The following is a 22,279-nucleotide window of genomic DNA, read 5'->3' on the forward strand; positions in this document are numbered from 1 at the left end:
AATTTTTTCTCCTAGCCGAACACAGTCCTTAGCATGTTAAAGCTGTTGTTTTCAATCAGGATATACATCCCCAGTCCTAAATAAACAACGGCAATAAACCATCTGCTATATTTTTCCAAAGTTTCTCCAACAGAAGGGACTTGTGCCAATTTTTGGGCAGAAAAAACCAAGAGATAAATCATGACTAGAAAGGTAAGTAAAGCCACTATCAAATTCGCTAAATTTAAGGTAATAAAATATGGGACAAAAACACCAATATTGTCAGCACCACAACTTGCAAAAGTAATCATAGCGACTAGAAAAATCAGGTTTTTATTATCTTTGCGCAAACCATCTTTTGCAATAGCTTCTCCATCAGAATCTCCTAAAAGCAAAACTTTGAGTCCTAGGAAAATTGGAATCAAACCGAGCAAACCTAAAATCTCTTTACTAGGAATATAATTTAAGACAAATGCAAAAAGTAAACTTAGCAATATTAGACTAACAGAGCCTAGAAATTGTCCTAAATAGATGTTAATGATGTCTTTTCTGCTTTTTCTTTTGGCAAAAAATAACATTAGGATAATAAGTAAGTCTACGGCTGTCCCAGAATACAGGATTATTGAAGTAACAACATTTTGAACCATAAAGCACCTCATTCAAATATATTTTTGAATGTATTTTAACATTAAACTTTGTAGATGTCAACTTCAGCTCCATCAAAATATAGATAAGAAGGTAGTGTCCCAAACATTAAAAAGCCCTGCCATCGAAATGATAGCAGGGCTTAACTTCAATATCCAGATGATATATTTATCTAAAAAAGGTAGAGTAAAAGGTAGAGTTTTTATTGATTTGTAGTGCGATATAATGAGTTTCCAAAAATCAAAAATCGCTTAAAATCAATATTTTGACATCTATTGACGTGTACTGAAACCCTTACTTAACCTCTGTAAGGATATAATTACGGTACCAGTATATCATAAATAATAACAAAATCTTGACTTTCCGAAAAATAAGTATTTTCCGGAAAAATATCGAAATTAAATCAAAACTAAAAATATCTCATACATTTGAACTGCACCCCAAAAGTTAGACAGAAAAAATCTAACTTTTGGGGTGCAGTTCATCAAAGGTGCTTTTCATTTTAAAAAACTTGTGGAAAAACTTCATCCCATATATCTACTAAGCTTTTCCCGTCAAATACTTTAGCTTCCATAGCTTCATCAATTGTATCAAACTGCTGACCTTCATAATCATAACCAACTACACATATACTCGATAAAAAGCAAGCCCCTCGGCTATTATAATTAAATTCAAGATCTTTGTCTAAATATTTTTTAATTTCATACTTTTTCATACAAAACCATCCCAACTAAAACAATCTTAACAAATAAGATTATTCATTAGATTCTATTCCCACTACTAGCTTTCTATGATGCTGACGATTTCATCCTCAAAATACTCTCTAAGAGTTCCATCAACATCTACAAGTAAGGAATCCATCTCCTCGGCATTGTCCGAGGCGTCACAATAGTCCTCCACAAATCCTCTAGCTATCACGCCATTTTTAAGCGTGATAATTACATCTGTACGGTTAAATTCCCAGAGCTTCATTTAAATATCCCTTTCAATATTGGCTAATTGCTTTGCTTTTTCGTAGTAAGGTGTTAAGAAATCGATAAAACCTTGTTTGTCACTTGGATCATGTTCCTCTAAAAATATCATCAACTCAAAGTCATTAAGAGCGTCAAACATTTCAGAGTTTTCATTAGCCCAAGCTTCGGCAAATTCCTCATCTTCTCCAAAAAGTGCGTTAAACGTAAAGGAAAAATCCCAAAAATTATCAATCTGACCACTGACTGCTTGCTGGAGCATGTCTAATACTTGTTGACTATAACCCATTACCCTTCCCCTCCTAATAAGAACGTTGTAGCATATTGAGCTACGTTCCAAAAATTTAACAGACAAAATCTAATTTTTGGGGTGCAGTTCATTCATCAAAGATGATTTTTATTTTAATAATACTGCACTTCAATTCCATCCATAATTTCTACTAAAGTGTTATCGTCAATTTTTAGAGAAATCAGATCAATGAATGATGATACCTGGTATTCCTTATCTCCAATCACCACTACAATATCATGAACAGAATTAGGAAAAATCCCACATACTTGACCATTATAATCAAAAGAGGCATCCCAACCATTGTCATATAAGGCTTGTAAATCATCCAATATCGCCATATAAACTAAATCCTTTTCCATAGTATTTTCTTTCAAATAAGGCAGGTAAAAGCACCTAAATTGTTCTAAGTCCTATGAGATTGTTTCAATCGAGAGAACCTCACTCTCAAAGAGAGAAATTTCAGTAGCTTCATCTGGACTAGGATTGTCAATGAGGATAGTGATTTCATCTTGCTCATCATTGTCCATTTCGTCAACAAAGTCTATTACACGTCCCTTGATTATCTTGCCGTCATTAGTGACTACCTGAACTCTTGAGCGTAGGTAGTTCCATAGTTGCCTACTCATTTATTTTCCTCTCTGCTATTTTTTCGATAGTTCTTATGCTAGTCGATAAAATCGCCTAGGTTGAACTAAGCCCTAATAATTTTGATTTTCTTGATAATATCTTCAGGATATGAGCGATCACCTATGACTAATTCGTCAGGACCATCTAAATCATAACCATCAAACCAATCAACCACCCTGCCCTTGATGGAAGTCCCATCTTCTAAAATAAGGCGAACATTTTTATCAACACATTCCCATAGTTTCATTGAGTTCCTTCTCTCTAACAGCGGAACAATATGACCCAATATTAGTTATTTACTAATGGCTTTTAGTTCCTGTTAAAAGCATTATAGCACACCTTGTTTGCTAAAGTACTACAGATACTCCATTAGACTAGCTTACTACTTTATTTTCCTTGTAAAATGTCGTATGCTATAGCATGCAAAGGAACCGACTATCACCAATGGGTGGGCTTTAAATATACTTGCGTCAATTCATTTTTTCGATTATAATCTATTTAACGAATAGAGGTTTTCCATCTCCCCTTGAAACAGATCTTTCTGCGGTAGGAGGTGGGACACCTTTATTTGATTTTAAAATCAATAAAATGTATAATTTAGTTAAGAAAGAAGTGTGGTTTTCCCGCCTAAAAGCTCTATTGCTGTGGGAGAGTCATGCTTCTTTTTACCTCTCAAAAATGAACGCCAAAAAAGCCGTCTCATTCTTTGAAACGGCTATGAAATCAATCTAGCAAATATCTAAGCAAACCCAGAAATCAACATTTTAAGACAAAGCAAAAAGCCCACTGTTGTAGGCTTTCTGTAAGATATTTCTTAAAATTAAAGCATTTTGTTGTAGAATTCAACGACAAGTGCTTCGTTGATTTCTGGGTTGATTTCGTCGCGTTCTGGCAAGCGAGTCAATGAACCTTCCAATTTTTCAGCATCGAATGATACGAATGCTGGACGTCCAAGAGTAGCTTCTACTGCTTCAAGGATAGCTGGAACTTTCAATGATTTTTCACGAACTGAAATCACTTGACCTGGAGTTACGCGGTATGATGGGATATCAACGCGTTTTCCATCAACAAGGATGTGACCGTGGTTTACGAATTGACGAGCTTGACGACGAGTAGTCGCAAGGCCAAGACGGTAAACAACGTTATCCAAACGACGTTCCAAAAGAAGCATGAAGTTGAAACCTAGGATTCCGCCTTTGATTTTTGTAGCTTGTACGAACAAGTTACGGAATTGTTTTTCACCTACACCGTAAGTGAAACGAAGTTTTTGTTTTTCAGCCAATTGCAAACCGTATTCTGACAATTTAGAACGGTTGTTTGGTCCGTGTTGTCCTGGTACGTAGTTACGACGTGCCAATTCTTTACCTGTACCTGTAAGTGAAAGGCCAAGGCGACGAGCTTGTTTCCAAGATGGTCCTGTATAACGTGACATATGTATGTCCTCCTGATATAAATAATATTTGGCGGAAATAGTCACTTAGAAAGCCCTGATTCGTGCAGATGCCCTTCGCCTAAACAGCCAAGGTTACTTATCATAAGACACCTGTTGACGAGCTTCATGCTTTCCTGCTGCTATTTCACACAAAGGCTATTATACCATGAAAAGCTAGATATGTAAAGGGATTTTACAGCTTTATTTCAAATTGAGGCTGAATGTAAATTTGCTTCCTAAGCCATATTGACTTTCTGCTGTGATTTCGCCACCAAGCTGATGGGCTAGTTCGCGTGCAATCGCAAGTCCTAATCCATGTCCACCTGTCTTCATATTGCGCGAAGTTTCTACACGATAAAGTCGTTTAAAGATCTTTTCCAAATCCTCAGGAAGGATTCCCTGACCCTCGTCTTTCACACTGATTCTCAGCTCTTGTTCTGTTAATTGGGCAAGAACCTCGATTCTGGTTCCTGGTTCTGAATATTTAAAGGCATTGTTTAACAAATTGACCAGAATGCGAGAAAGTTTGTCAGAATGGCTCTTGATTTTCGCCGACTCAGGTGATACTTGAATGTAAACATCTCGCTCCTCTTGTTCAATCTGGAGTTGAAATTCACTCATTGACTCAATCAACAGCTGATCTAAAAAGACCTCTTCGACTTCTTCATCAGCAGTATCTTGAGGTTGGGTGTTAAGAGTCAGAACATCCAATTCCTCCACTAGCTTGTTTAGACGCTCGGTTTGCCGACCAATCGTGGCTAAGTAGTGGAGTCGCTCCTCTTCCTTAATCACTCCATCTAGAATTCCCTCCACAGTAACCTGAATGGAGGTAATGGGAGTTTTAATATCGTGAGAGAGCTGCGCAATCATCATTCTCTTTTCTTGCTCGCTCTCATCAAGTGATTGAAAGGTAGCTTGCAAATTGTGGGACATGTCATTAAAAGCCTGACCCAGCTCTTGAAATTCTAATGGTCCTTTTGTTTCAATTTCTGTGCTGAAATCCTTGCTGGCTATATCCTGAGCTTGTTTTTTCAAATGTTTCAGAGAAGAGAAAACAGGCGACAAGAGAAAGATGCTCACTGCAGCGCCAATGAAACTAGCAATCAAGGTCATTCCAACTAGAAAGTAAACTTCACTTTTCTCAATCAACATTCGTTGGACTGCCCAGAAAACGACCAAAATCGTTAGTAGAGTCGACACTAGATACCCCACTAAAATATAGTTTTTTAATTTCATTTTCTACCTCTTGGTCTTTCCATCTTATAGCCCAAACCCCAGACAGTTTTGATAGCAGGAGCATTTGAATTTGTATACTTGGTTAACTCTTGCCTCAAAGCATGGATATGAACATTGAGTGTATTGGTATCATCCACGTAGTCCTCTCGCCATACCTTCTCGTAAAGTTCCGTCTTTGAAAAGACTCTCTCGGGATTGCTGGCTAATATCCATAGAAGTTCAAAGGATTTTACTGTCAATTCCAAAGGTTGATCCCCAATGCGAACCTCATGAGTCACATGGTTGATCACTAAGTCACCAAACTCGATTTGTTCTGTCTCTCTTCCACGGCTAAGGCGACGCAAGATATTATTCACTCTTAAAACCAATTCGCGTGGGCTAAAGGGTTTGACTATAAAATCATCTGCCCCCAAACTTAAGCCATAAATTTTATCCTGTTCGCTTGTCTTAGCAGTTGTAAAGAGGAAGGGTTGATCCGGAGCGGTATACTGAACTTCACTGATAAAATCATAGCCATCCATATTGGGCATCATGATATCTGTGATAATGAGGTCGATAGATTTTTTTCTGAAAAGCTCTAATCCCTCCTTACCATCATGGGCGACCAAAACATCGTAACCTGCCTGTATAAGATAGCGGTGTTGAATATCTAGAATATCTATCTCATCATCAACCAGCAAAATTGTCTTTTTCATCTGACACTCCTTCGATAAAAACAGTGTTATACTTGCTTTAGTATAACACTATTTTCCCTAATGTTTAAGTGATTTGAATCTTAATCTTCTCGTTTGCTTGTCAAACCCAAAAGTCCAACAAGACCTGCCAAGGCTAGACCAAAGATACCAAGGCCAGCTGTAGCTGTTTTAGCTTCCCCAGTATTTGGTAGCATCGCTTTATCATCTTTTTTCATCATATTAGCCATTGGGCTAGAAGCTGGTTGATCTACTTTCATATCTGACATATGGTGATTTGTACCCATCATACCCTCAGTCGTACCTGTAGAGCCTGTTTCAGAAGGCTTCGCATTCATCTGATCTGGTTGAGATGGTGTTGTCGCCATTTCTTTTCCACGAAGTCGAATCATTACTTGACGAGTAGCAATCAGATTGGTCAAATCAGGTTTGCCATCTTTAGATCCATAGACTTTAACAGTAGCTAGGTATGTATGGGTTCCGTTAGCTCGAAGTTGATCCAGCAAGGCCTGACCATCTTTGCCAACCGTATTGCCATTCAAATCCACTTCGTAGAAATATTGACCTTTAGCCAAGCCTTCAAGTGGCAATAGAGCAGGATTTTTAGCCGTTCCGTTGTCTGACCATGGAGCTTTGTCTGAAGCTTTTAACAAGAGGCGAGTCAACATACCATCTCCACCAAAAGCTTCGTACGGAATAACTTGGTTGACGCCGGCCAAGAAAGGTCCAGGAACCTTAGCCTTATCAAGGTAGCTAGCTGGAACATCAATCATGTCTTTGACATTGTTAACAACAGACTCTTTAACCTGATTTGGTGTGGTCAAACCATTCAAATTAACAGTCAAATCTTTAGTCGCTACCAGATTAGTCAAGTCAGGCTTGCCGTCTTTCGCACCGTACACCTTGATAGTAGCTTTATAGCTTTGAGTACCATTTTGTTTCAAGAGGTCAAGCAGCTCTTTATCTGATTTTCCTTGGGTGCCTGCCAAGTCTACTTCATAGAAGTAAAGACCTTTGCCCAATTTCTCTACTGGTGGGAGAGCAGGATTTTTAGCTGTTCCGTTGTCTGACCATGGAGCCTTATCGGATGCTTTCAAGATAAGACGAGTTAACATGCCGTCTCCAGCGAAGAATTCATATGGAATGACTTGATTGACACCAGCTGTAAATGGTCCTGGGAAGTTAGCCTTGTCCAAGTAAGTGGCTGGGACATCTACTGTATCTTTGGTATTGTCAGCCACACCTTTTTGGACTTCAGCTGGAGTGGTCAAGCCATTCAAATTAACAGTCAAATCTTTAGTTGCTACGAGGTTAGTTAAGTCAGGCTTGCCGTCTTTCGCACCGTACACCTTGATAGTAGCTTTATAGCTTTGAGTACCATTTTGTTTCAAGAGATCAAGCAACTCTTTGTCAGATTTGCCTTGGGTTCCGGCCAAGTCTACTTCGTAGAAGTAAAGGCCTTTGCCCAATTTCTCTACCGGTGGGAGAGCGGGATTTTTAGCTGTTCCGTTGTCTGACCATGGAGCCTTGTCGGATGCTTTCAAGATAAGACGAGTCAACATGCCGTCACCAGCGAAGAATTCGTATGGAATGACTTGGTTGACACCAGCTGTAAATGGACCTGGGAAATTGGCTTTGTCAAGGTAGCTAGCCGGAACATCTACTGTATCTTTGGTGTTGTCAGCCACGCCTTTTTGCACTTCAGCTGGGGTGGTCGCTGGTTGCGCTTCACTGGCTTCACGGTCTTGTCCAGAAACTGTAGACGCAGGACTTTCCACAGGTTTAACTGCATCTTCTGTTTGTTTCTTAGAGTCAGGTTGTGCTTGTACTTCTTCTTTTGGCGCTACTGCAGGCTCTTTAGCAGTTGCATCCTCTTTTTCTGAAGAGCTTGTAGTATCCAAGCTTGCTTTAGGTGCTGAGTCTGCTTGTTCTGAAGGAAGAGCTACATCGACTGCTTTTTTGAGAACCTCTGCTGGTAAGTCGCTTTTTTCACTCACCGAAGCAGCGTCTGGCACGACTTGGGCAGGAGTCGGATTGACGACATCAGCGCGTGCAGAACTTGGTTGACCGACTAGGACAAAGAAGCCACTAGCCACAACAACTGAAGCAACACCGACACTGAGACGGCGAATAGACCAACGAGTATATCTCTGATTTGGATTGAATTTCATAGGATTCTCCTTAGAGTTTTCTTTTTTTGATGACTCTAGTATAATCTCCTAAAATTAAAAAGGATTAAGAAAAAGTTAAAATTTTTCTTAAATCCCTCTTATAAAATACTTATATTGACTCGTTAATTGTTGGAAAGAGAGTACCCTTCCTCTCCTACTCACTCAGTTCAGCTAGGGTGTCCAAATGTTGGTTATTAATGACGGCCATGATGTAGGCATCTGCCTCCAAGAGGTCATTGGGTCCGAATTGGACATCCAGAGGAGCATTTTCGTAGGCACGAAAGCCAAGTACGTTGAGGTTGTATCGCCCACGTAAATCTAGCTGACTGAGGCTTTTACCTACCCATGATTGGGGGATTTTCATCTCGACAATCGATACATTCTTGTCTAGCTGAAAGACGTCTACACTGTTATGAAAGAGGATGGTCTGTGCCAATGAGCGCCCCATTTCAAACTCTGGTGAGATGACTGCGTCCGCGCCAATTTTTTCTAACACCTTTTTAGCTGTATGACTTTTGACCTTGGCAATAACAGTCGGCACTCCTAGACTCTTGCAGTGCATAACCGCGAGAACACTGGACTCCAGATTTTCACCCGTTGCGACAACTACGGTATCACAGGTGTCAATCCCCGCTGATAGAAGGAGTTCTTCATCCGTGATATCTCCAACTACCCCACGCGCCAGCACAGGTTCAAATTGATTAATGCGTTCCTCGTGGTCATCAATAGCAATGATATTCATGTCATGCTTGGCTAGAGCAGCCAAAACACTGCTCCCAAAAATTCCCAAGCCTAAAATTCCAATTGTCCGATCTGACATCGTTCTTCCTTTCTTATCCAATAGTGATATCTGCTTTCATATAGTGAATCGTATCTTTCTTGTCTGGCTGGTATTCCGCTACACTGACCAGTAGTGTCAAGGGACCAATACGGCCAATAAACATCAACAACATAACGATGCTGAGGGCTATCTTGCCTAACTCTGGTGTTAAATTTGCCGTCACCCCAACTGTCGCAAGGGCTGAAATGGTCTCAAACATGAGGTAGATGAAGCGCGGATTTCCATCTGCTGTTATCCCTAGTAGGATCAAGCCCAGCAAGAATGTTAGCAAGAAGATAATAAAGACACTGAAAGATTTTTGCACAGTTCGGGGTTCAATGGTCCTCCGAGCCACATTGGCATGAGGCAAGCCCAATAGTTCGCTACGAGCAAAGACCAATAAGACAAAGAAGGTCGTAATCTTGAGCCCCCCTGCTGTCCCTCCAGGTGCCCCGCCCAGAAACATCTGTAGGATGTAGATCAGTAAGGTAACTGGTCGAGCCTGAGTGTAGTCAATGGAAGCAAAGCCTGCCGTTCTCATGCTGACGGTCTGGAAGAAACTAACCAGCAATTTCTCTGGAGCGCTGAGATTTCCAATCGTTCCAGGATTGTTCCACTCGATGAACAAAGTCGATACGGTTCCAAAGAGCAGAATTCCCGCCGTTAAAAAGAGAACCAACTTGGTATGGAAACGCAGGCGGCGTTTTTTCTTTTTCCCAAACTGGGTCGCTAGGTCAAACCAGACCATAAATCCTAGACCACCCGTGATAATCAAACCTGCAATCACTAGATTGATCAAGGGGTCTGTTTGAAAGGCTACCAAACTCGTACTTCCAAAATTATCAAATCCAGCATTACAGAAAGCTGAAACAGCCAAAAAGATAGAGGTTAACAGTCCTCGGCCCCAGCCAAATTCCGGAATAAATCGAAAACTCAGGAGAAAGGCACCGATCCCTTCTACCAGAAAAGTCGTCAGAAAGATCGAGCGAATAAAGTCCTTTAAAGACTGGGTTTCTCCATAACTGAAACTTTCTTGAATGGTCTCCCGGCCACGAAGACTGAGCTTTTGCTTGCCTTGGATATAAAAGATTCCGATAAAGGTCATGAGCCCCAAACCGCCAATCTGGATCAAGAGCATACAGATCAACTGGCCCCACATATTGTAAGTAGAGGCTACCGGCTGGGTGAAGAGCCCTGTCACACAGACCATGGACACCGTTGTAAAGAGATGATCAAAGTAGGCCGCTTGTGACGTTTCTGATTGCACAAAGGGGAGGCTTAAAAGGAGCGAGCCCAAGAAGATTACTAGGGCAAAACTTAAAAAGATGCGACGGGCTGGCGATAACCGAGACAGCGTCGTCTTGATTTTTTCCAAAAAAGATTTGAATAACATAGCTACATTCTACCATAAAAACAGTCAGAACACTCACATGTGGTGCACAATGGCAAGACATAGTTCGAGGGCCTTGTCAAAAGCTTCAGAATCCCAGTCACGACTGTCGTAGTTGTCCAGATCTGCCAAGGAATCTGCAGTAAAGAGCAGTTCTCCCCAGACAACTCCACGTAGCTGAGCTACTGCCGCAAGAGCAGAGCACTCCATCTCCACAACAGCACAGCCTTCTTCCTTACGATAAGCAACCTTTTCAGCCGTCTCTCGGTAAAAACCATCTGTCGTCCAGGTCATGACTTCCTCGTAAGGGATGCCTCTTTGCTCCAAAATTTGCTCAATGGCAGAGATAGCCTCAATCTGCATCTCCATATAACGAGAAGGCGCTACATAATGGTAGCTGGTTCCCTCATCTCGCAAAGCGCGAACAGGGACGAGAAAGGCATTCTCCTCTATATCGGCTAGGACACCACAGGTTCCAGTGGAAATGATTTGCTCCACACCATAGCCAATCAACCAATCCATAAACTGGGCCGCTGGGGCAGAACCAACAGGCGCTTGAGCCAGACAGATCTCCTCGCCCTTGTAGTTGAGGACGTAGACTGGATAAGTCTTGGTGGCCGAAACGAACTCACCAATGCAGTCCGCACCTACTTCCTGAGCATAGCGGTCAATCTCTTCCTCCAAAAACGCATAGATGCACTTCTTTGGCAACTTTAAATCTAGCCCCTCATGTATTGGCATAAGGACCGCCTGGGGATTGTCATCAAACTCTAAAATGGGAATCGCATGTTTCTGAATCATAGCCCACCTCCTCTAATTTTGTACTATTGTATCAAAAGCTGACGAAGTGTCAAGGAGTTGTCTTTAGCAAGCCAGAAAACTCCTCTTCCATACATTTAAGAAATCGTTGCTCTGCTGGAGAGGTCGGTTTCTGTTTTAGTAAAGTGATTGAGAACTATCACCAAAATAGCAAATTCAACAATAAAAAAGCACGAATCTGCATCAGGCAATATATACCCTTTTATATTATCTTGTGCAAGAAGCCAAACCAATAGAATCTAGCCTCCATTTTGTCTAGGCCTACTCTATTTCCACAAAGCACCCAAAATCTGTTTTTCTAATAAGTCTAGGTCCTCTTCCTTTATTTCTCCGTTGTCGCTAACGATATAAAGTTGAGCGAAGTAAGCCAACAATGGACCAACACAAATACGAACCATTTGAGGAATCGTTATCTCTGGATTTACACGTGGATCTGCTAGCAATTCCTTATGAAGCACTCGAAGTTTATCTTGAATAGCATTCCAGATAAAAATCTGTTCATTTTTTAGTTTCTTATTTGAAAAACTCTCCTGCAGAATGATTTTCATCAAAGCACGATTTTTTTTGAGATAGCTCATACGATTGTGGACGAGATAACGAACCCTCTCTTCTGTCGTTTCAAAAGCTAAGAGTTCCTCAAAAAAACTACCGAAAATGCTTGGGACTACAGGATGTAAAATAGCCGTCAGTAGATCATCCTTCGTCTTAAAATACTTAAACAAAGTTGCCTGGCTTAGTCCAGCACGCTCAGCTATGTGAAGAGTTGAGGTCCCATGGTAACTCCTAGTTGATATGAGATCCACTGCTGCCTGCATGATTTTTTTCTTTCCTTGAGGGTAATTCGCTTCTTCTAAGTAATCTTCAAACGATTCAAAAACAGTCTTATCCATCTAATCTTCACACCTTTTTAGCATTATTTATGTTGATTTCTAAACTTTACGATAACGACGCAATCCAACAATATTGAGAATTGTTAAAATGATCAAGAAAATCATTAAAACACCAAGATTTGACAAAATATCACCAAGATTGTGCCCGTAAAGAATAATCTGGCTTATTGCATCACCAGAATAGGTTAATGGCAAAAATTTCCCCACAGTTGGAGCCCATTCTCCCATGGATGACAATGGAATAATTCCTGAGAAAAAAAGTTGGGGCATAATCACGAGAGGAATAAATTGCATCATTTGGAATTCTGATTTTGCTAGAGTAGACAAGAGAATTCCAAAAGCTAGTGCTACAAGAGCCAGTACCACATTAACTATTATAACATTTAAAATACTTCCTACAACTTCTACATCTAGTAGCCAAATTGCTGCTAAAACGACAACTGCCGTTTGAAAAATCGCAATAATACCGTAAGACAACATATAGCCATAGACGATTTCAGATCGTTTCACTGGTGTTGCTAACAAACGTTCTAGTGTTCCACTGGTGCGCTCTTTCAAAAGCGCCATACCTGAAATCAAAAAGACAAAGAAGAAAACTACAAAACCTATCAAAACCGGAATCATGCTGGTAAAGAAGCTTGTATTTTCATCTCCATACTGGTAAGACTCCTTGATTTCTGGTGTTTTTGCGTCCGAGTCCAATTGTGGAAGAGCTTGTTTAACACGAGATACTAACTGATCGGTGCCTTCACTGGCGATACTCGTTCGTAACACTTGTCGTATCATAGATGTTTTGGAGGCGTCTGTGTTTGCGTAGTCGACCTGATACTCACCGTTTTTATAAGAAATCACAGCATCGACTTTTTCATTTGCTAGCGCTTCTTTGGCTTGATCTAAATCTTGATAAGTCTCAACGTCCACATGATCGAGCTCATCCATTTTCGTTACCAAACCAGTTGGTAGATCCTGTGTTGCTAACTTGACATTCACGGTTGTACTAGCTGAAAACATGAGGTTCATCAGCCACATGATAAAAACAGGTGCTATAAACATCAGGGCTAGAGTTCGTTTGTCACGAAGTAATTCTTTGATGACTTTTTTTGCAATCGCTATTGTTCTCATTTTACTCACCTTCTGCTCTTAAAAATACTTCTTCAATACTTGAAACTTGATAACTTTCTTTTAAGTGTTGCGGTGTATCAAAAGCAATGATTTTTCCGCCTAATAATAAGCCGACCTTATCCGTCAACTCTGCTTCATTCATAACATGGGTAGTAACTAATATCCCTACCCCATTGTCTCTAAGCGCGAATAATTCTTTCCAGATTTTCTTTCGAAGAGAAGGGTCGATTCCAACTGTCGGTTCGTCCAAAATCAAGAGTTGAGGATTTCCTAACAGCGCGATAGCAAGAGACAAACGCCGTTTCATTCCTCCAGAATAACCAGATACCGCCTTGTTTAAGTAGTCTGTCAGATCTACTACTTGAGCTATATGAGCAATTTCCGCCTTTAGGTCTTTTTTAGAAAGCCCCTTTAGCTGACCAAAAAATTCCAGATTTTCTTGACCAGACAAGGACTCGTATAAAGCATCTGATTGGGCCATATAGCCAATATCTCCTAAAATATGACGATTGGGCATAGTGTGATTTAACACTAAAGCTAGGCCTCCATCAGCCTTTTCCATTCCTAACGTAGTCTTAATCATAGTTGATTTACCAGCACCAGACGGACCAATTAATCCTATAATTTCTCCTAGCTGCAATTCAAAGCTGACATGATTCAGAACTACTTGATGGTCAAAAGATTTTACTAAATCTTGTAAATGTAGCAATTTTTTCATATGCTTCCTCCTAGGTGAGTGTTTACTCACTTTTTAAATCATAGAAGCTATTATAGTGAGTAATCACTCACTTGTCAAGAGAAAAGGTTAAATTCTTTTAAAAAATAAAACACCAGATTCGTATCTGATGTTTATAATGCACATGTCTTATTTCTAAAAATGTTTTTGAACTTCCTCTCTATACTCCGAAATGGTCTTTCCTGTCCACTTTTTAAAGGCCTATTCTTCCTCTACTTTTCTCAGCCAATCCTACCATCGTCATTGCTATCGCAACTCTAATGACCTTGGCGATGGAAATTCATTTTACTCATTTTTATATGAAACAGACTAAGAAATTTTCAAGACCTAATTGGGAGTTATTTTAGCTACAATCCACCTCTCAAACACAAAAACTCTCCCTTCTCTTTCGAAAAAGGAGATTCTTTTTTATCCTTGTCCGCCAGGGGCTGGACCGCCGTCTTGAGGGCCTCCATTTGGTCCACCGCCTCCAGGCATAGAGTTGACGATTTCCGTTTGTTTTTCGCCATTGAGATAGATATCTCCACCTGTGTAGGTCGCTGTTCCATCAAAGTCAAAACCTGTTTGACCAGTCATTTTAATGGTTCCGCCTGTGACTGTGATATTGCCGTTTGAGTCGATTGGGTCTGTATCTCCTTGACCAACTTCTACAGTCAGGTTCCCACCGTTCATAGTGAAGAAGATTTCACTCTGTTGGGCGTTTTTGTTGGCTGCATTAACCCCATCATCTGTTGAGTAGATGGTAATGTCCCCACCGTTCATAGTGATTGACTTACCTTCAAGTCCTTCTGTCGAATTCTTGACGGTGTAGGTACCACTATCGATAACCAAATCACCTGATGCGTGGATGCCATCATCTCCTGCTGTAACGGTGATGTTGTTGTTGGATAGGTACATGGTTCCGACTGAAGTATCCTCGTCATTGTCCACCTTGACCCCATCTTCTTTGGCATCGATAGTCATGGTCGTACCAGTGATGTTGAGTTCATCATTGACATTAAAGGCATCGCCAACTGCTGTGATGTTATAGGTTCCACCCGTGATGTGGAGAGTGTCATTAGCCTTGATACCATTGTTTTTCTTGCCATCTACATTGAGAGTTCCCTTCCCGTTGATGGTCAAATCCACCTTAGAAAAGAGAGCTGCGTCTGCTTTTTCGTCGCTGTTAGAGCTTGAGTCAGAGAGACTGTTGGTAGTTCCCTCTGCTAGAGTTAGGTAGACATGGCCGGCTGATGTCGCAGAAATTGCTGCATTGGTGTTGGTCATGGTGACACCTTTTAGGACTAGATGAACATCTGCCGACTTATCTGTCTCGATCTTGATCTGCACTCCGTCAGACTGACCTGAAATCACATAGGTCCCAGATTTTGTAATGGTCACTGTTGATTCAGAGACTGTCACCCCATCTCCAGAGATGTTTGCAGATGAGCCAGATAGCTCAATTTTAGAAGCTGTGCTTTCATCATAAGAAGTATCATTGTCCTTCTCTGTAAAATAGGATGATTGGTTTGTCTTTGTTGCAGTTGTTGTAGAACTATTTGTCGTTTCATTGGTAGTGGATGTAGTTGTTGACTGGGCACATGCTGCCATCAGCACCATTGCCGTTAAACTCGTTGCGAGTAGGGGCCATTTTTTTGATTTCATACCTTTTTCCTCTCCTTCGTATGATATAGCTAGACAGTCTACAGAAGATTCCTGAAACGAAACTAAAACTTTTCTGAAAGTTTCCTTAAATTCAGTTTCAGTTAAGTTTCGCTTAATAAAACTTTTAGAAATGTCCTCTAGACTTGTTCCAAGCAAGTTTACCTTGTTTAATCTATGATTTATCTGAAGGAGAAATTGCTTATGAAACCCCTAGAAACAAGCTTTGAACGGATCGAAACCAAGTATATGGTTTCTAAAACAGACCTACACGATTTAATAGAAGATTTGAAAGACTACCTCGTCGAGGACGACTATCCGACTTCGACCATTTCCAATATCTACTTTGACACAGAAGATTTTCAGCTCATCCAAGACTCTCTGCAGGATCAGCATAAGAAGGAAAAAATCCGTATGCGGACCTATCTCGCGCAACCAAGCGCTGACAGCCCCGTCTTTCTAGAAATCAAGTCAAAAGATGATGCCGGTGTCGGTCACAAGCACCGCGTCCTATCCCAGTCAGATACCATCACCCAACTCATCACCAAAGGTTGGGGAGAAGGCCTGATCAAAGATAGCTTTCTGGTAGCAGAGGTTCAAAAGCTACGTCAACGCTACAGTGAAGCTCTCAAACCACGTATCTATATTTCTTATGACCGTTTTTCACTAAAAGAAAAAAAGAAAATTCAAGGATTCCCCTACCAGAAAATTCGTGTCACTCTTGACCAAAACCTGATCTATCGTGATAAACAGGTCTGCCTATTTGCTGACAAAAAGGCCTGCCTCTCTTAGAAGACGACCTGGTCATCATGGAAATCAAGGCGCCTGGTGACAAACCGCAATGGCTACAGGATATCCTTGATAAGTATGGGCTGGTAGAGCAAAAATTCTCAAAATACTCCTGCGCCTACCATAAATCACAAGGACTGGCCTATGCCCCACAACCTATCGGAGAAAGTGTAGGTAATGCTTATGTCTAATCTTTTTAATTCTATTTTCAACGACGCAACCGCCACTGCTGACCCTCTCCAACTCCTACTTGCCCTCGTCGTCAGCCTTTTTCTAGGACTAGCACTCAGCTGGGCCTACAAGCAACGGACTCTTTACATACGGGAATTTGTCATCAGTTTGATCCTTTTACCTTGTTTGATGACGCTGGTGATCTTCCTCGTCAATGGCAGTCTCGGAACGTCGATTGCAGTAGCAGGGACCTTCAGTCTCATTCGTTTCCGTTCTGCCACGAGTGGCTCTCGAGAGCTGATCGCTATCTTTCTAGCCATGATCATCGGTCTGGCGGCAGGGACAGGCTATCTTTTCTTAGCCGTTCTCTTCACAGTCTTTATCCTAGGCATTTGGCTCCTTTTGGAAAAACAACAGAGCAAGAGCAATCACCAAAGTCGTAGACTCTTAACCATCACACTTCCCAATAAAGAAGACCGCCTAGATACTATTCAGGTCGCGCTGGATCAATTTTGTACCGAGTCTGACCTTATCTCAGTAGATACCAGCAATGCTGGTGAATCCTTGCAAACCGTCTACGAAGTCGATCTCAATCCTCAAGTAGACGACTTTCAACTGACAAGCTACCTGACAAGCAAGATATCTCAGTGCGATGTTTCCTTGACCAAGAAAGCCAAAAAGAAGAAAAATCTATAAGACTAAGATAAAAATTAAAAAAAGAACAGCCCCAGCTGTTCTTTTTAATTTTCTTTCACAGAGATTTCCTTGATAACTCGCGCAGGATTGCCACCTAGGACAACATTATCTCCGAAGGACTTGGTAATCACGGCCCCTGCTCCAGCAACAACGTTATTGCCCAGTGTCACCCCAGGAAGGACGATGACACCACCTCCAGCCCAGAAATTATCTCCGATGGTGATGGGCTTGCCGTATTCGACCCCTGAATTGCGTTCATCCGGATCCAGTGGATGGAGTGGGGTTAAAAACTGACAGTTGGGGCCAAGCATGGCGTTGTTCCCGATGCGAATCGGACAAACATCCAGCATGGTCAAGTTCCAATTAGAATAAAAATTTTCCCCTAGATGGATATTGACTCCATAATCGACCACCAGGCGTGGATTGACATAGAGATTTTCCCCAGTTGAACCAAACCAACTTTTGATAATCTCCGCCCCTTTCAAGGGATCTTCTTCTCGGTTAAAGGCAGCCTGTTTTTGGCGAGAAGCCTGCGCCAAGGTCCGTAATTCAGGATCCGACGGACGGTAAGGCTCCCCTGCTATCATTTTCTGGTATTCGCTAGCCATCTTATCACCTCACACTTACTTTGGACCCATCATATCAAAAAGCCTTTGAAAGGTCAAGAATAGCCTGCTTTCTAGACTCTCGAAACTAATTCCCTCCCAAGTTAAAACAACTTGCTTGACAAAAGCTTGACTTCATGGTTTAATATACCCCATAAGGGTATATTTGGAGGTGCCTATGTTTCACCTATTATTTACAAAAATTGACAGTATTTCGACCAGCGAGTTAGAAGCTAAACTCAGAGAACCGATTCAGCTACTAGATGTTCGGACGCCTATGGAATTCCGGAGAGGCCATATCAAAAATGCCAAAAATGTTCCTTTAACGGAAATCGGTTCTTACACACCAGCGACAAAAGAAACACTCTATGTTATTTGTCATTCTGGTGTGCGAAGCAAACTAGCTGCGAAAAAGCTAAAGAAAAAAGGCTACGATGTCATCAATGTCCGAGGCGGTATGAGCGCTTGGACAGGCAAGGTCATCTAGAAGCATAAAATAATTGGCTACACAGCCTTGAACCTTATCGAAGGTCTGAGCGATAATATCCAATGGTGTCAGCTCAAAGACGATCTGACTAAGGGCCAAAAATCCCTAGATGTACGGATAAGTGGCGAATTTCAGGGGGGCGACCCAAGGTCGATACCATCCATAACCCCTAAATGAACTAAGGGAGATCTTGGGTGAACCAGACAAGAACCAAGCCTACATCCTTAGCTGCCACAGCGTTTTGCGCAACTATATCACAGAGCGTATCCTCCAGCAGGCAGGATTTGCCGTCCAAAACCTTGATGGCGCTTATTCACTATATAAAATGGCTAATCCAGAAGGAGTCGAATATGGAAACGAGTATCAGCATGGCTGACTTTTATGAAAAATACCTAAATGAAAATCTAAACCTTATCGATGTACGTGAAGTGCACGAATTCCAAGCAGGACATGCACCAGGTGCCAAAAATCTTCCGTTAAGTACCTTGGAGCAAGGTTACAAAGAACTCAAAGCTGACCAGGAATACCATGTCATCTGTCAAGGCGGAGTACGCTCCGCATCTGCTTGTGAATTTCTAAGCGCTCAAGGCCTTACCGTTATCAATGTAGAAGGTGGTATGAATGCTTGGCCCGGTCAAGTAGAATAATGAAAAAACCGATTAAGTTCCTTAATCGGTTTTTTCATTTCTGCAACCCACTGATATAGGATTCGTAGCCCGTCGCTTCTATAAAACGAAGCAAATTGATGGTATCTAAAAAGAGGTTTGCTCATTGGTATTTGGGGGAAATCATCCGTTTGTCCGACATGATTTTTTTGTCGGAACAAACTTAAATACCTTTGTCTGCATTGTTTATCAATAGCAAATTAGTTTATTTTCGTTTAATCAGGTATCGGATGGCCTTTTCTAGGCGTTCCTTTTGAGCCTCGGGGTCGTCTAGTGGTTGGTTGATACAGTCAGTGAGATTTTCAGTAATGATCATCTCAATCACGCGCTCAACGCTAGATTTCACTGCTGTCAACTGCGTAACAATATCTGCGCAGTCACGATCTTCTTCAATCATCTTTTGAATCCCACGCAACTGACCCTCTGAACGTTTCAGGCGTGTTATATACTTTGAGTTTGTCATTGATTTATCCTTGGTCACTTTTTCTTCATTATATCTCGAATAAGGGGCTTTGTCAAAATTCACTTCCTGTCTGTATTTGTAGGAGGCAACCTCTCCTCTGTATCAGATAGAAAAGATTGATAAGCATGGAAATGGAAAAGAAACTCTGTCCTCCTTGAAGCTCGATGGGAAATAAAGTTTCCCATTAACCAACTGACTTTTATGCCTTATATCTTGGACAAAAAGGCTAGGATCACTATCCCATAGACTATAACTAGAGCCAGCCCAAATCCGATACCAAACCACTTGTAAAACTTGTTCATTCCGCTGTAACGTTCGACATAGGCCCTGGTCGGCTTGTCTGGATCATACCAGACTGTCAGCTCCGAATGAAGGGGGAAATGGGTCTGCATCAAGCGTTTGAAGGAAACAAAGGAGTTGCTGTAGCGAGTGATTGAAGGTGCCAGCATATCTTCTCTTGTATAGTCCTTTAAAAATTTAGTAGTCCCCCACGGAATTGTGACCGTTTTGAACATAAAATACTGCAAGGTTTTCTTATAAGCAATCCCATCCACCGTGTATTCGACGATAGGTGGATACCCCTCACGAAAACGGCTATAGCCGATAACCGCTCCAGAAACGGATGACTTGGCAAGGCGGACCAACTTCTGATCTCGAAGATAGAGGAAAAGAAAGGTCCCACACACAAATACAAAAGATAGGAAGATGACGATTGTCCCAACTATCAAACCAATCACTTCTTTATTCATATGAACTCCTCCTGTTATTCTATACGGTAAAATCCCAAAACTAACTCGTCCAGAAGAACATTGAAGTCCTCGAGTCTATTCCTCGGATTTTTCTTTTGACTGTTTTTCTCTCAAATCTTTCACAGATTTCGATATGATATCTCTCACCTGTTCGTCAGTAAGTCCTGGAATCTGGTAATAAGGATTATTGGATTCGCTTTTTGACGGCTTTGTTCCTGAACTTTCGGTTTTAGAACTTTGTTCAGTCGAAGACGAGGATTTCGGCTCTGAGGAACTGGATTCTTTGGTCTTAGAGGAACTCGACGACTCAGAAGACTTGGACGTTTCAGGCGTGTTAAAATCAAGTTTAGGCGGATTGTTTACTTGGACGTTCGGCTGTTTCACAGGTTTATAGAATAGCCCAAAAGACAACAGCAAGGCCGTCAAGATCCCAATACCAGCCAAGGTTCTTTTATTGGCTTCAGCCGAGGGAACCTTTACTCCCTTCGTACTGAGTATTTTCCATTCTGGATGCTCTTTTTCTATAGCTTTTTTCTGTCTCCTAAGAGGACCAAGTAGAAAATGATTAAAAGGCACAATCGTTACCATAGCCACCGTTACAAGCGGGACATAATTGGAATGACTTGATACCAGTAGAACATCGAGTATAGCGAGAAGAATGAAGAGGAAACGCCCCACAAACTTACGAACTTGATGCTCTTTTTTGATCTGCAAATATCTCTCTTGTGACATTATCATCCTCTCTTTTCTATTTCTTCATTAAATATCACTTTCCCCTGTTCATATTTTCGCACAGCTAAGAACCAGCGGATAGGGTTGTTTTGGAATAAGAAAAGGTACAACAAGGCAGGAAAGAGACCTGCTAAAGGCGAGAAAAAGATTTGTATATCAAATGCCTCTTGCTTATTGAATGAGTCAATAGTGCCCGGAATTGCAGCAGCAAATATTACTATAGTAGTCATAAAAACTAGTAGCATGACAATCATAAAAGCCAACATTTTCGCAAACGTCGCTTTTTTCTCACTAAAATTTTCCCAGAACAAATTTGAATAAACTGCTTCTTTAAACTCTTTCTTTGTTGCTCCTTGGACTCGTTTCACTCCTTTATATAAGGCGACTTCCATCATCCATATAAATCCAAATAGGATAAAAGAAAGACAAAGAATAAAAATAGGAACCATCCCACTATTATAACGAAGGCCTGAGAAAATTGGTATTGCAACAAATCCTCCGAGTAAACCTAACAAAGAGAATATAGCAATTAAAGGAGCAATCCCCCTATTCGATCTCCTAGCCCCTTCTGTATTTAAGAGGGCACTTTTACTCGCTACTAAGGCCTCTCTCGTTCGCGTGTTATAGTAAACGGCCTTATCACCGCTCTGTCCAATAAAAATTATTTTTCTCATATAAAATCACCACAGTTTCCACCAATCACTATAATCAGAAACTTCAATTTTATCATAGGTCGTTGATAAAACATCATCAACCACTGGTAATGGTAATAGCGTTTCTCTCGTGTTTCTAGTTCTTCTCTTCCCTAAATATCACTTTCCCCTGCTTGTATTTTCGTACGGCTAAGAGCCAGCGGATTGGATTGTTTTGAAATAGTAGAAGAACCACGCTAATTGGGACGATCGTTGCTCCGATTGGCATCATGAACATCGACGACTCAAACCATTCATGTTCATAGTAGGGAATGAAGGTCCCAGGTATGGCAAAGAACACAACAATAACAAAAACAAATAGAAGAACGAGGATAACAAATAGATACAAGATGATTTTATCGACTGTTGGTTCCTTATCCGGAGATTTTTTCCAAAATTTACTACTTTCAACTGCTTCTTTAAACTGCTCTTCACTTGCTGGGACAAGCGACTTAGCCCCACTGTAGAACAGTTTTTCAAATCCATAAACACTTCCGATAAAAACGAAAAGGATTGCGACTAGATGGATCGGAATCATCCACTCACTCAATCTAAAGGGCGCTATCAAGGAACGAATCCAAATACCGATAATAGCAACTAGCAAGAAAGCAAAGAAGACAATCCAAGGCCACTTGGATTTCTTTGAACTGATGGCACCGTCGGTTTCTGACGAGGCGCTAGATTCTGTCGCTAAAGCCTCTCTCGTCTTTGTGTTATAGTAGACGGATTGCTGGCATCCTTGTCCTATATAAATGATTTTTCGCATC

Annotated in this window: 28 protein-coding genes and 3 pseudogenes; 7 read left to right on the top strand and 24 right to left on the bottom strand. The window is 41.2% G+C overall.

Annotated elements, in window-relative coordinates; translation table 11 throughout:
- Positions 1-11: 11 nt before the first annotated feature.
- Positions 12-626, bottom strand: a complete 615-nt coding sequence (locus tag B7714_RS00680; protein WP_000250556.1) for a CadD family cadmium resistance transporter — start codon at positions 624-626, stop codon at positions 12-14.
- A 28-nt stretch (positions 627-654) separates the two neighbouring features.
- Between B7714_RS00680 and B7714_RS10000 the strand changes: the two genes are divergently transcribed.
- On the top strand, positions 655-840 hold the full coding sequence (locus tag B7714_RS10000; protein WP_009013804.1) for a hypothetical protein: 186 nt from the start codon (positions 655-657) through the stop codon (positions 838-840).
- A 286-nt stretch (positions 841-1,126) separates the two neighbouring features.
- Here B7714_RS10000 and B7714_RS00690 read toward each other — a convergent pair whose 3' ends face one another.
- The 16 genes from B7714_RS00690 to B7714_RS00770 form a co-directional block, all read right to left on the bottom strand.
- Positions 1,127-1,339, bottom strand: coding sequence for a hypothetical protein (locus B7714_RS00690; protein ID WP_084859280.1), 213 nt, complete (start codon positions 1,337-1,339; stop codon positions 1,127-1,129).
- 65 nt (positions 1,340-1,404) lie between these two features.
- Positions 1,405-1,596, bottom strand: a complete 192-nt coding sequence (locus B7714_RS00695; protein WP_084859282.1) for a hypothetical protein — start codon at positions 1,594-1,596, stop codon at positions 1,405-1,407.
- Positions 1,597-1,884 carry a hypothetical protein gene (locus B7714_RS00700; RefSeq protein WP_042768212.1) on the bottom strand — a complete coding sequence of 96 codons (288 nt, stop codon included), beginning with the start codon at positions 1,882-1,884 and terminating at the stop codon, positions 1,597-1,599.
- A 113-nt stretch (positions 1,885-1,997) separates the two neighbouring features.
- Positions 1,998-2,225, bottom strand: a complete 228-nt coding sequence (locus B7714_RS00705; protein WP_065371935.1) for a 16S rRNA processing protein RimM — start codon at positions 2,223-2,225, stop codon at positions 1,998-2,000.
- A 72-nt stretch (positions 2,226-2,297) separates the two neighbouring features.
- Entirely contained in the window at positions 2,298-2,513 is a 216-nt protein-coding gene (locus B7714_RS00710) for a hypothetical protein (RefSeq protein WP_049484499.1), read from the bottom strand.
- Between the two features lie 65 nt (positions 2,514-2,578).
- Positions 2,579-2,761 (bottom strand): 4-hydroxy-3-methylbut-2-enyl diphosphate reductase, encoded by a 183-nt coding sequence (locus tag B7714_RS00715; RefSeq protein WP_065371440.1) that lies wholly within the window; start codon positions 2,759-2,761, stop codon positions 2,579-2,581.
- A gap of 573 nt (positions 2,762-3,334) precedes the next feature.
- Positions 3,335-3,946, bottom strand: a complete 612-nt coding sequence (gene rpsD / locus B7714_RS00720) for a 30S ribosomal protein S4 (protein WP_000092756.1) — start codon at positions 3,944-3,946, stop codon at positions 3,335-3,337.
- Positions 3,947-4,147: 201 nt separating this feature from the next.
- Positions 4,148-5,182, bottom strand: a complete 1,035-nt coding sequence (locus B7714_RS00725) for a sensor histidine kinase (protein ID WP_000769387.1) — start codon at positions 5,180-5,182, stop codon at positions 4,148-4,150.
- Entirely contained in the window at positions 5,179-5,877 is a 699-nt protein-coding gene (locus tag B7714_RS00730; RefSeq protein WP_057488901.1) for a response regulator transcription factor, read from the bottom strand. Before B7714_RS00730 ends, B7714_RS00725 begins: the two co-directional genes overlap by 4 nt.
- Positions 5,878-5,957: 80 nt before the next feature.
- Positions 5,958-8,045: an SSURE domain-containing protein gene (locus tag B7714_RS00735; RefSeq protein WP_084859284.1), complete on the bottom strand. Its 2,088-nt coding sequence runs from the start codon at positions 8,043-8,045 to the stop codon at positions 5,958-5,960.
- Positions 8,046-8,199: 154 nt separating this feature from the next.
- Complete coding sequence (locus B7714_RS00740; protein ID WP_084859286.1) at positions 8,200-8,865, bottom strand: potassium channel family protein; 666 nt, start codon at positions 8,863-8,865, stop codon at positions 8,200-8,202.
- A 13-nt stretch (positions 8,866-8,878) separates the two neighbouring features.
- A complete protein-coding gene (locus tag B7714_RS00745; RefSeq protein ID WP_084859288.1) occupies positions 8,879-10,258 on the bottom strand; it encodes a TrkH family potassium uptake protein in 1,380 nt (459 codons plus the stop codon).
- 33 nt (positions 10,259-10,291) lie between these two features.
- Positions 10,292-11,056 (bottom strand): nucleoside phosphorylase, encoded by a 765-nt coding sequence (locus B7714_RS00750; RefSeq protein WP_000615012.1) that lies wholly within the window; start codon positions 11,054-11,056, stop codon positions 10,292-10,294.
- Between the two features lie 284 nt (positions 11,057-11,340).
- The gene (locus B7714_RS00760; protein ID WP_084859289.1) at positions 11,341-11,964 is read right to left on the bottom strand and encodes a TetR/AcrR family transcriptional regulator; all 624 of its coding nucleotides are present in this window, start codon (positions 11,962-11,964) and stop codon (positions 11,341-11,343) included.
- 39 nt (positions 11,965-12,003) lie between these two features.
- Entirely contained in the window at positions 12,004-13,086 is a 1,083-nt protein-coding gene (locus B7714_RS00765; RefSeq protein ID WP_001259047.1) for an ABC transporter permease, read from the bottom strand.
- A 1-nt stretch (position 13,087) separates the two neighbouring features.
- Complete coding sequence (locus tag B7714_RS00770; RefSeq protein WP_084859291.1) at positions 13,088-13,804, bottom strand: ABC transporter ATP-binding protein; 717 nt, start codon at positions 13,802-13,804, stop codon at positions 13,088-13,090.
- 230 nt (positions 13,805-14,034) lie between these two features.
- Here B7714_RS00770 and B7714_RS10005 point away from each other — a divergent pair.
- Positions 14,035-14,169 (top strand): annotated as a pseudogene (locus B7714_RS10005) (low temperature requirement protein A); the annotation flags it as partial.
- A 61-nt stretch (positions 14,170-14,230) separates the two neighbouring features.
- Here B7714_RS10005 and B7714_RS00775 read toward each other — a convergent pair.
- Complete coding sequence (locus B7714_RS00775; protein ID WP_084859293.1) at positions 14,231-15,466, bottom strand: carbohydrate-binding domain-containing protein; 1,236 nt, start codon at positions 15,464-15,466, stop codon at positions 14,231-14,233.
- Between the two features lie 201 nt (positions 15,467-15,667).
- Between B7714_RS00775 and B7714_RS00780 the strand changes: the two are divergent.
- Both B7714_RS00780 and B7714_RS00785 read left to right on the top strand, forming a co-directional pair.
- Positions 15,668-16,443 (top strand): annotated as a pseudogene (locus B7714_RS00780) (polyphosphate polymerase domain-containing protein).
- Positions 16,436-17,119, top strand: a complete 684-nt coding sequence (locus B7714_RS00785) for a DUF4956 domain-containing protein (protein WP_084859377.1) — start codon at positions 16,436-16,438, stop codon at positions 17,117-17,119. Before B7714_RS00780 ends, B7714_RS00785 begins: the two are co-directional and overlap by 8 nt.
- A gap of 44 nt (positions 17,120-17,163) precedes the next feature.
- Here the strand turns inward: B7714_RS00785 and B7714_RS00790 are convergent, their stop codons facing one another.
- Complete coding sequence (locus B7714_RS00790; protein WP_084859294.1) at positions 17,164-17,727, bottom strand: sugar O-acetyltransferase; 564 nt, start codon at positions 17,725-17,727, stop codon at positions 17,164-17,166.
- A 175-nt stretch (positions 17,728-17,902) separates the two neighbouring features.
- Here B7714_RS00790 and B7714_RS00795 point away from each other — a divergent pair, with 175 nt between their 5' ends.
- The 3 genes and pseudogenes from B7714_RS00795 (at position 17,903) to B7714_RS00810 (ending at position 18,858) form a co-directional block, all read left to right on the top strand.
- Positions 17,903-18,211 carry a rhodanese-like domain-containing protein gene (locus tag B7714_RS00795; RefSeq protein ID WP_000468871.1) on the top strand — a complete coding sequence of 103 codons (309 nt, stop codon included), beginning with the start codon at positions 17,903-17,905 and terminating at the stop codon, positions 18,209-18,211.
- Between the two features lie 9 nt (positions 18,212-18,220).
- Positions 18,221-18,587, top strand: a pseudogene (locus tag B7714_RS09935) (rhodanese-like domain-containing protein); the annotation flags it as partial.
- Complete coding sequence (locus tag B7714_RS00810; protein ID WP_084859296.1) at positions 18,562-18,858, top strand: rhodanese-like domain-containing protein; 297 nt, start codon at positions 18,562-18,564, stop codon at positions 18,856-18,858. The pseudogene B7714_RS09935 and the gene B7714_RS00810, both read left to right, overlap by 26 nt.
- Positions 18,859-19,081: 223 nt before the next feature.
- Here the strand turns inward: B7714_RS00810 and B7714_RS00815 are convergent, their stop codons facing one another.
- The 5 genes from B7714_RS00815 to B7714_RS00835 all read right to left on the bottom strand — a co-directional run bounded on the left by B7714_RS00815 (position 19,082) and on the right by B7714_RS00835 (position 22,278).
- A complete protein-coding gene (locus tag B7714_RS00815; RefSeq protein ID WP_002880547.1) occupies positions 19,082-19,339 on the bottom strand; it encodes a metal-sensitive transcriptional regulator in 258 nt (85 codons plus the stop codon).
- A gap of 206 nt (positions 19,340-19,545) precedes the next feature.
- On the bottom strand, positions 19,546-20,088 hold the full coding sequence (locus B7714_RS00820) for a DUF3592 domain-containing protein (protein ID WP_084859299.1): 543 nt from the start codon (positions 20,086-20,088) through the stop codon (positions 19,546-19,548).
- A gap of 75 nt (positions 20,089-20,163) precedes the next feature.
- On the bottom strand, positions 20,164-20,820 hold the full coding sequence (locus B7714_RS00825; protein WP_084936874.1) for a hypothetical protein: 657 nt from the start codon (positions 20,818-20,820) through the stop codon (positions 20,164-20,166).
- A gap of 2 nt (positions 20,821-20,822) precedes the next feature.
- Complete coding sequence (locus tag B7714_RS00830) at positions 20,823-21,494, bottom strand: hypothetical protein (protein WP_084859303.1); 672 nt, start codon at positions 21,492-21,494, stop codon at positions 20,823-20,825.
- A gap of 115 nt (positions 21,495-21,609) precedes the next feature.
- Positions 21,610-22,278 (bottom strand): hypothetical protein, encoded by a 669-nt coding sequence (locus tag B7714_RS00835; protein WP_084859305.1) that lies wholly within the window; start codon positions 22,276-22,278, stop codon positions 21,610-21,612.
- Between the last annotated feature and the right edge of the window lies 1 nt (position 22,279).

It is taken from the genome of Streptococcus oralis subsp. oralis (assembly GCF_002096595.1).
In the GTDB taxonomy this organism is placed as follows: domain Bacteria; phylum Bacillota; class Bacilli; order Lactobacillales; family Streptococcaceae; genus Streptococcus; species Streptococcus oralis_D.

Bases quoted from the DNA above. Each gene is read 5' to 3' on its own strand.
- B7714_RS00680 (WP_000250556.1), bottom strand. From the start codon at position 626: ATGGTTCAAAATGTTGTTACTTCAATAATCCTGTATTCTGGGACAGCC.
- B7714_RS10000 (WP_009013804.1), top strand. From the start codon at position 655: ATGTATTTTAACATTAAACTTTGTAGATGTCAACTTCAGCTCCATCAA.
- B7714_RS00690 (WP_084859280.1), bottom strand. From the start codon at position 1,339: ATGAAAAAGTATGAAATTAAAAAATATTTAGACAAAGATCTTGAATTT.
- B7714_RS00695 (WP_084859282.1), bottom strand. From the start codon at position 1,596: ATGAAGCTCTGGGAATTTAACCGTACAGATGTAATTATCACGCTTAAA.
- B7714_RS00700 (WP_042768212.1), bottom strand. From the start codon at position 1,884: ATGGGTTATAGTCAACAAGTATTAGACATGCTCCAGCAAGCAGTCAGT.
- B7714_RS00705 (WP_065371935.1), bottom strand. From the start codon at position 2,225: ATGGCGATATTGGATGATTTACAAGCCTTATATGACAATGGTTGGGAT.
- B7714_RS00710 (WP_049484499.1), bottom strand. From the start codon at position 2,513: ATGAGTAGGCAACTATGGAACTACCTACGCTCAAGAGTTCAGGTAGTC.
- B7714_RS00715 (WP_065371440.1), bottom strand. From the start codon at position 2,761: ATGAAACTATGGGAATGTGTTGATAAAAATGTTCGCCTTATTTTAGAA.
- rpsD (WP_000092756.1), bottom strand. From the start codon at position 3,946: ATGTCACGTTATACAGGACCATCTTGGAAACAAGCTCGTCGCCTTGGC.
- B7714_RS00725 (WP_000769387.1), bottom strand. From the start codon at position 5,182: ATGAAATTAAAAAACTATATTTTAGTGGGGTATCTAGTGTCGACTCTA.
- B7714_RS00730 (WP_057488901.1), bottom strand. From the start codon at position 5,877: ATGAAAAAGACAATTTTGCTGGTTGATGATGAGATAGATATTCTAGAT.
- B7714_RS00735 (WP_084859284.1), bottom strand. From the start codon at position 8,045: ATGAAATTCAATCCAAATCAGAGATATACTCGTTGGTCTATTCGCCGT.
- B7714_RS00740 (WP_084859286.1), bottom strand. From the start codon at position 8,865: ATGTCAGATCGGACAATTGGAATTTTAGGCTTGGGAATTTTTGGGAGC.
- B7714_RS00745 (WP_084859288.1), bottom strand. From the start codon at position 10,258: ATGTTATTCAAATCTTTTTTGGAAAAAATCAAGACGACGCTGTCTCGG.
- B7714_RS00750 (WP_000615012.1), bottom strand. From the start codon at position 11,056: ATGATTCAGAAACATGCGATTCCCATTTTAGAGTTTGATGACAATCCC.
- B7714_RS00760 (WP_084859289.1), bottom strand. From the start codon at position 11,964: ATGGATAAGACTGTTTTTGAATCGTTTGAAGATTACTTAGAAGAAGCG.
- B7714_RS00765 (WP_001259047.1), bottom strand. From the start codon at position 13,086: ATGAGAACAATAGCGATTGCAAAAAAAGTCATCAAAGAATTACTTCGT.
- B7714_RS00770 (WP_084859291.1), bottom strand. From the start codon at position 13,804: ATGAAAAAATTGCTACATTTACAAGATTTAGTAAAATCTTTTGACCAT.
- B7714_RS00775 (WP_084859293.1), bottom strand. From the start codon at position 15,466: ATGAAATCAAAAAAATGGCCCCTACTCGCAACGAGTTTAACGGCAATG.
- B7714_RS00785 (WP_084859377.1), top strand. From the start codon at position 16,436: ATGTCTAATCTTTTTAATTCTATTTTCAACGACGCAACCGCCACTGCT.
- B7714_RS00790 (WP_084859294.1), bottom strand. From the start codon at position 17,727: ATGGCTAGCGAATACCAGAAAATGATAGCAGGGGAGCCTTACCGTCCG.
- B7714_RS00795 (WP_000468871.1), top strand. From the start codon at position 17,903: ATGTTTCACCTATTATTTACAAAAATTGACAGTATTTCGACCAGCGAG.
- B7714_RS00810 (WP_084859296.1), top strand. From the start codon at position 18,562: ATGGAAACGAGTATCAGCATGGCTGACTTTTATGAAAAATACCTAAAT.
- B7714_RS00815 (WP_002880547.1), bottom strand. From the start codon at position 19,339: ATGACAAACTCAAAGTATATAACACGCCTGAAACGTTCAGAGGGTCAG.
- B7714_RS00820 (WP_084859299.1), bottom strand. From the start codon at position 20,088: ATGAATAAAGAAGTGATTGGTTTGATAGTTGGGACAATCGTCATCTTC.
- B7714_RS00825 (WP_084936874.1), bottom strand. From the start codon at position 20,820: ATGTCACAAGAGAGATATTTGCAGATCAAAAAAGAGCATCAAGTTCGT.
- B7714_RS00830 (WP_084859303.1), bottom strand. From the start codon at position 21,494: ATGAGAAAAATAATTTTTATTGGACAGAGCGGTGATAAGGCCGTTTAC.
- B7714_RS00835 (WP_084859305.1), bottom strand. From the start codon at position 22,278: ATGCGAAAAATCATTTATATAGGACAAGGATGCCAGCAATCCGTCTAC.